This is a genomic window from Kitasatospora purpeofusca (assembly GCF_034043715.1).
Classification (GTDB): Bacteria; Actinomycetota; Actinomycetes; order Streptomycetales; family Streptomycetaceae; genus Kitasatospora; species Kitasatospora purpeofusca_A.
The window spans coordinates 1-6,779 of sequence record NZ_JAXCLC010000143.1; the positions used below are offsets into that span (position 1 = coordinate 1).

Below are 6,779 nucleotides of genomic sequence, written 5' to 3' on the forward strand. Positions count from 1 at the left end.
ATCGGCTCATCTTATGGTTTGATCGTTTGCCGGCTGGGGGGGGCCGTCCGGCACGCCGGGCGGCCACCACCTGCCGTTTCGTCGCTGGACCTGCTGCTGTTCTGTCGGTGGGACCTGGTAGGACTGGGTGCGATGAGCAGCAGGCAGGGGAGTGACGAGGACGGCGGGGTGGCGGGCGAGGAGGCCGAGGGCCGGGAGGTGGCGGGCGAGGGCGGCGGGGCGCCGGAGCAGCTGGCGTTCATCCGGGAGACGGTCCGGCGGGCCAAGCCGCGCAGCTGGCGGGGTGCCAAGCGGGCCGAGCACCTGCCGGTCGCCCGGGTGGTCGTCGACAAGGGCGTGCTCACCATCGACAAGTTCTTCGACTACGAAGTGCCTGCCGCGATGGCGGAGGAGGCCCAACCCGGTGTCCGGGTCCGGGTCCGCTTCGGCGCGCGGGTGGTCAAGGGCCAGCGCGAGGGCGGGGAACTGCACGACGGATTCATTGTCGCCCGGCTGGAGAAGAGCGATTTCTCCGGGCCGCTGGCCCCCCTCGCGCAGGTCCTCTCGCCCGAGCCGGTGCTCACCCCGCAACTGCTCCGGCTCTGCCGCACCGTCGCCGACCGGTACGCCGGCACCCTCGCCGACGTCCTGCAACTCGCCGTGCCGCCCCGGCACGCCAAGGCGGAGGCCGAGCCCTCGCCGCCCGCGCCGCCCCGCCCGGACCCGCCCGAGCCCGGCGGCTGGACCCGCTACCCGGCCGGACCGGACTTCCTGGCCTCGCTGGCCGGCGGCGGGGCGCCGCGCGCGGTCTGGACGGCCCTGCCCGGCCCCGGCTGGCCGTACGAGATCGCCCGGGCCGTCGCGGCCACCCTGGCGAGCGGGCGCGGCGCACTCGTCGTGCTGCCCGACGGCCGTTCGGTGGCCCGGGTCGACCGGGCCCTGACCGAACTGCTCGGCGAGGGCCGGCACGCCGTCCTGGCCGCCGACCTGGGCCCGCGCGAGCGCTACCGGCGCTGGCTCACGGTCAGCCGGGGCTCGGTGCGCGCCGCCGTCGGCACCCGGGCGGCGATGTTCGCGCCCGTGCACGACCTCGGGCTCGTGGTCGTCTGGTCCGACGGCGACTCCAGCCACTGCGACCCGCGCGCCCCGCACCCGCACGTGCGTGAGGTCGCCCTGCTGCGCGCGGCCGAGGAGGGCGCGGCGGTGCTGCTCGGCGGGCACGTGGTCACCGTCGAGGGCGCCCAGCTGGTGCGGACCGGATGGGCCAGAGCGCTGACCGCCGACCGGGAGACCGTCCGCCGGACCGCGCCCCGGGTCCGCACCGTCACCGACCTCGACCAGCACCGGGACGCCGCCGCGCAGGCCGCCCGGCTGCCCTCGATCGCCTGGGAGGCCGCCCGTGAGGGCCTGGCCGCCGGCGGTCCGGTGCTCATCCAGGTGCCCCGGCGCGGCTACGTCCCCCGCTTGGCGTGCGGGCGCTGCCGCACGCCCGCCCGCTGCCGGCGCTGCGAGGGCCCGCTGGAGGCGGCCGGGGCCGACGCGCCCCTGTGCTGCGGGTGGTGCGGCGAGGAGGAGCGGGACTGGCACTGCCCGGAGTGCGGGTCGTTCCGGCTGCGGGCGCAGGTGGTGGGCGCCCGGCGGACGGCCGAGGAGCTCGGCAAGGCGTTCCCCCGGGTCCCGGTGCGGACCTCCGGGCGGGACGCGGTGCTGGCCACCGTGCCCGACGAGCCGGCGCTGGTGATCTCCACGCCCGGGGCCGAGCCGGTCGTCGAGAGCGGCGGCGGGTACGCGGCGGCGCTGCTGCTGGACGGCTGGGCGCTGCTCGGCCGCCCCGACCTGCGGGCCGGGGAGGAGGCGCTGCGGCTCTGGGTGGCCGCCGCCGCGCTGGTCCGGCCGGCCGGGGAGGGCGGGACGGTGGTGGTGGTCGCCGAGCCGACCGCGCGGCCGGTACAGGCGCTGGTGCGCTGGGACCCGCTCGGGCACGCCGGGTTCGAGCTGGACGAGCGGGTGCAGCTGCACTTCCCGCCGGTGGCCCGGATGGCCTCGGTGACCGGGAGTCCGGCGGCGGTGGCGGACCTCTTGAGCCTGGTCCGGCTGCCGCCGGACGCGGATGTGCTCGGGCCGGTGCCGGTGGCGGCGCTGCGGGGGGAGGAGCAGGAGCGCGCGCTGCTGCGGGTGCCTCCGGGGCAGGGGGCGGCGCTGGCGGCGGCGTTGAAGGCGGCGCAGATCGCGCGGATCGCGTTGCGGACGCCGGAGGTGGTGAAGGTGCGGATCGATCCGACGGACATCGGCTGAATCGGCTGAATCGGCTGGGAGGGGGCGGTCCGGCGGTTCGGTGGTGCGTCCGGCAGTGCGGTGGTGCGTTCGGCGGTTCGGTGGTGTGTTCGGTGGTGGTGCCGGACAGCGGGTGAGGGGCGGGCGCGGCGTTCGTGCGTCCGCGGCCCTCACCCGGCGTCCGGGTGGTGCGTCAGCCGCGCAGGGGGACGCCGGAGCGGTCGAGCGCGCTGCGGTCCAGGGCGGTGCGGTCGAGACCGCCCTGGCGGGCGGCCGGGACGGTCGTGGCCAGGCCGGTCGGGGCGGGGGAGCGGTCGCGCTCCACCGCCGGGTGGCCCGGGGCGGTGTGGCCCGGGGTGGTGTGGGCCGGGTTGGTGTGGGCCGGCGGGTGGCCGGCCGCGGCGTGCTGCGGGGTGTGGGTCGCGGGGTGCGGCGCCGAGTGGCCGGAGAGCTCCTCGGAGCGGTCCGGGCGGCTCGGGTTGGGCACCGCGCCGCTCGCCGCCAGCAGCTCGCCGGTCGGCCGGCGCATGCCGTAGCGGCGGTGCACCGCCTGCTTGGTCACCCCGAGGGCCGAGCCCACCGAGTCCCAGGAGAATCCCAGCGCGCGGTCGAACTCGACCGCCGCCGCCACCAGCGTCTCCACGCTCTCCCGCAGTTCCTGCGCCAGCCGCACCGTCGGCGCGGGGGCTCGTCCGTACACCACGAAGCCCGCGGAGGTGCTGGGGCGACGGGGGCGGTAGACGTTGCCCAACTGGGCGGTGAGCGTCCGCAGCGCGTCGACCTGCCGCCTCACCCGCTCGATGTCCCGCACCAACAGGTGCAGGCTCGCCCGCGCCCGGGCGTCGTGGTTGATCTGCTCGGCCATGGCCTACGTGCCGCCTTCCGTACGGTTCACTCGACCGGAGCGCCCTTCCCGCGCGCTCCGGCCACGGTCAATCCCCCTTGACCAACGCCGGACCGGCCGCCGGGGTCACGCAGGCAGGGCTAGCGGGATATGCCAGAACCTCGTGCGGGCGGATTGCATAGACTTGCCGACGGCCGCGCGTACACTGCCCGGCCCGCTCGTTTCCAGCAGCCGGCACCCCGACGGACAAGGAGCCCGTGCCCGTGGCGATCCAGCCGATCCGAATCTTCGGAGACCCCGTCCTGCGTGCCACCGCCCAGCCCGTCACCACCTTCGACAAGGAACTCCGCACCCTGGTCGGGGACCTCACCGAGACCATGCTCGACGCCCCCGGCGCCGGTCTGGCCGCGCCTCAACTCGGCATTTCGCTGAGGGTGTTCACCTACCACGTGGACGGCGTCACCGGGCATCTGATCAATCCCGACCTGTCGCTCAGCGAGGAGGAGCAGGAGGGCCCCGAGGGCTGCCTCTCGCTCCCCGGCCTGCGCTACGACACCCGGCGCGCGTACGGGGTGGTCGCCCGCGGCTTCAACATGTACGGCGACCCGGTCACCGTCGAGGGCACCCAGTTGCTGGCCCGCTGCATCCAGCACGAGACCGACCACCTGGACGGCATCGTCTTCATCGACCGTCTCGACCCGGAGCAGCGGAAGGCCGCGCTCCGGGCGATCCGGGAGACGGACTGGGGCTCCGGTCCGGTGCCGGTGGTCAAGGTCTCCCCGCACAGCACCTTCGGCGCGGCGCGCTGAGCTGAGCCCGTCGTACCCGCGGCCCGGCGCGCCGAGCGCCTGCCCGGCCGTTCCCCATCTTCCCGATCCTCCCCGATCTTCCTCGATCTTCCTCGATCGACGTCAACTCCGCGCTGCAGAAAGGCACTTGATGCGCCTCGTGTTCGCCGGCACCCCCGAGGTCGCCGTTCCCGCCCTGGACGCCCTGCTCGCCTCCGACCGGCACGAGGTCGTCGCGGTGGTCACCCGCCCCGACGCCCCCTCCGGCCGGGGCCGCAAGCTCGTCGCCAGCCCCGTCGCCCAGCGCGCCGAGGAGGCCGGGATCGAGGTCCTCAAGCCGGCGAAGCCGAGCGACCCCGACTTCGTCGCCCGGCTCACCGAGCTCGCGCCCGACTGCTGCCCGGTCGTCGCCTACGGCGCCCTGCTGCGCCCCGGCACGCTGGAGATCCCGAAGCACGGCTGGGTCAACCTGCACTTCTCGCTGCTCCCCGCCTGGCGCGGCGCCGCGCCCGTCCAGCACGCGGTGATGGCCGGCGACGAGGTCACCGGCGCGTCCACGTTCCTGATCGAGCAGGGCCTGGACTCCGGCCCGGTCTACGGCGTGATCACCGAGGAGGTCCGCCCGGCCGACACCAGCGGCGACCTGCTCGGCCGCCTCGCCCACTCGGGTGCCCGGCTGCTCGCCGCCACCATGGACGGCATTGCGGACGGCAGCCTGCACGCCGTCCCGCAGCCCGCCGAGGGCATCACCCTCGCCCCGAAGATCACCGTCGAGGACGCCCGGATCGACTGGGCCGCGCCCGCCCTGCGGGTCGACCGGGTGGTGCGCGGCTGCGCCCCCGCCCCCGGCGCGTGGACCGAGTTCCGCGGCGAGCGGCTCAAGGTCACCGGCCCGGTCACCCTGGTGCCGGCCTCCGCCGCGCTCGCCCCGGGCGAGCTGGCGGTCGGCAAGAACAGCGTCCGGGTCGGCACCGGCAGCCACGAGGTCGAGCTGGGCGAGGTGCGGCCGCAGGGCAAGAAGGCCATGCGGGCGGCGGACTGGGCGCGCGGCGCGCGGATCGAGTCCGGCGAGCGCCTGGGCGAGCGCCCCGCGGAATGAGCCTGGCCGGGCGGGTCGGCGTGCACTTTGCAAAGTGCGTGAGGACTTTGCAAAGTGCACTTTGCCAAGTGCGCGCCGACGCCCGGAGCGCGGACACCCGGACATCCCCGGCGAGGGGCGTTCGGGAGCGCGTTCGGGAGCGGCGCGAGCTGAGCCGGTTCGCTTTTCGCGTTACTGTTCGAGAGATCACGACATAACTTCCGTAGCACCTTGAGGCACATCCCATGAGCACGCCCCACAGCAATTCCGGCACCACCTCCGGCGCGTCCGGCGCGTCCGGCGGAAAGCGCGCCCCGCGCCCGCACCGGCGCCCGAAGAAGGACCCCGCGCGGATGGTCGCCTTCCGCGCCCTGCGGGCCGTCGACGAGCGCGACGCCTACGCCAACCTGATCCTGCCCTCGCTGCTCCGCGAGGCCGAGCAGAAGGGCATGGACCGGCGCGACGCGGCACTCGCCACCGAGCTGCTCTACGGCACCCTCCGGCTCCAGGGCACCTACGACGCGGTCATCGCCGCCTGCGTGGACCGCCCGCTCAGCAAGGTCGACCCGCCGGTCCTCGACGTCCTCTCGCTCGGCGCCCACCAGCTGCTGACCACCCGCATCCCCACCCACGCCGCCGTCTCGGCCACCGTCGAACTCGCCCGGGCGGTGCTCGGCGACGGCAAGGCCAAGTTCGTCAACGCGGTGCTGCGCCGGATCAGCGCCCACGACCTGGACACCTGGCTGGAGCAGGTCGCCCCGCCGTACGACAAGGACGCCGAGGACCACCTCGCCGTCGTGCACTCGCACCCGCGCTGGGTGGTCGCCGCCCTGTGGGACTCGCTCGGCCGCTGGCAGCCGGGCGCCGCCGGGCGCGAGGCGATGGAGGAACTGCTCCGCGCCGACAACGAGCGCCCCGAGGTCACCCTGGTGGCCCGGCCCGGGCGGATCGCCGTCGAGGAGCTGGCCGAGGCCCTGCCGGAGGCCGATCCGGGCCGCTGGTCCCCGTTCGCGCTCCGGCTCGCCGAAGGCGGCGACCCGGGCTCGCTCGCGGCCGTGCAGGACAACCGGGCCGGGGTCCAGGACGAAGGCAGCCAGCTGGTCGCCCTCGCCCTCGCCGCCGCACCGCTGGACGGCCCGGACCGGCTGTGGCTGGACGGCTGCGCCGGCCCCGGCGGCAAGGCCGCGCTGCTCGGCGCGCTCGCCGCGGAACGCGGGGCCGCGCTGGTCGCCAGCGAGAAGCAGCCGCACCGGGCCCGGCTGGTCGCCCGCACCCTGGCCGGCAACCCCGGCCCGTACACCGTGATCGCCGCCGACGGCACCCGGCCGGCCTGGAAGTCCGGCGGCTTCGACCGGGTGCTCGTCGACGTGCCGTGCTCCGGCCTCGGTGCCCTGCGCCGCCGGCCGGAGGCCCGCTGGCGCCGCCGGCCGGCGGACGTCGCCGCCTTCGGGCCGCTCCAGCGCGATCTGCTGCGCTCGGCCGTCGAGGCCACCCGCGTCGGCGGCGTGGTCGGCTACGCCACCTGCTCGCCGCACCTCGCGGAGACCACGGCGGTCGTCGACGACGTGCTGCGGGAGGAGGGCGGCCGGGTCGAGTGGATCGACGCCCGACCGCTGCTGCCCGGCGTGCCGGCCCTCGGCGACGGCCCCGACGTCCAGCTCTGGCCCCACCTCCACGGGACGGACGCGATGTACCTGGCCCTGCTGCGCCGCACGGCGTAGCGGTCGGGCGAGGTGCGGGCGGAGGCACCGGGGGCGGCGGAGGCGTAGGCGTAGGCGGAGGAACAGCCGGGGGGGGGGGGGGGGGGGGGGGGGGG

5 protein-coding genes are annotated in these 6,779 nt (G+C 76.1%); 4 read left to right on the plus strand and 1 reads right to left on the minus strand.

Annotation, left to right across the window (positions count from 1 at the left end):
• Nucleotides 1-132 precede the first annotated feature (132 nt).
• Complete coding sequence (locus tag SM793_RS36050; RefSeq protein ID WP_320443363.1) at nucleotides 133-2,274, plus strand: primosomal protein N'; 2,142 nt, start codon at nucleotides 133-135, stop codon at nucleotides 2,272-2,274.
• Between the two features lie 172 nt (nucleotides 2,275-2,446).
• Here SM793_RS36050 and SM793_RS36055 read toward each other — a convergent pair whose 3' ends face one another.
• The gene (locus tag SM793_RS36055) at nucleotides 2,447-3,118 is read right to left on the minus strand and encodes a hypothetical protein (protein ID WP_320443364.1); all 672 of its coding nucleotides are present in this window, start codon (nucleotides 3,116-3,118) and stop codon (nucleotides 2,447-2,449) included.
• Between the two features lie 242 nt (nucleotides 3,119-3,360).
• Between SM793_RS36055 and def the strand changes: the two genes are divergently transcribed.
• From def to SM793_RS36070, 3 genes are all read left to right on the plus strand, one after another.
• A complete protein-coding gene (def, locus tag SM793_RS36060; RefSeq protein WP_320443365.1) occupies nucleotides 3,361-3,906 on the plus strand; it encodes a peptide deformylase in 546 nt (181 codons plus the stop codon).
• A 130-nt stretch (nucleotides 3,907-4,036) separates the two neighbouring features.
• Nucleotides 4,037-4,984, plus strand: coding sequence for a methionyl-tRNA formyltransferase (fmt, locus tag SM793_RS36065; RefSeq protein ID WP_320443366.1), 948 nt, complete (start codon nucleotides 4,037-4,039; stop codon nucleotides 4,982-4,984).
• Between the two features lie 332 nt (nucleotides 4,985-5,316).
• Complete coding sequence (locus tag SM793_RS36070) at nucleotides 5,317-6,684, plus strand: RsmB/NOP family class I SAM-dependent RNA methyltransferase (RefSeq protein WP_413816112.1); 1,368 nt, start codon at nucleotides 5,317-5,319, stop codon at nucleotides 6,682-6,684.
• Nucleotides 6,685-6,779 lie beyond the last annotated feature (95 nt).

Excerpts from the sequence above, each read along its gene's own strand:
- SM793_RS36050 (WP_320443363.1), top strand. The coding sequence starts at position 133 with ATGAGCAGCAGGCAGGGGAGTGACGAGGACGGCGGGGTGGCGGGCGAG.
- SM793_RS36055 (WP_320443364.1), bottom strand. The coding sequence starts at position 3,118 with ATGGCCGAGCAGATCAACCACGACGCCCGGGCGCGGGCGAGCCTGCAC.
- fmt (WP_320443366.1), top strand. The coding sequence starts at position 4,037 with ATGCGCCTCGTGTTCGCCGGCACCCCCGAGGTCGCCGTTCCCGCCCTG.
- SM793_RS36070 (WP_413816112.1), top strand. The coding sequence starts at position 5,317 with ATGGTCGCCTTCCGCGCCCTGCGGGCCGTCGACGAGCGCGACGCCTAC.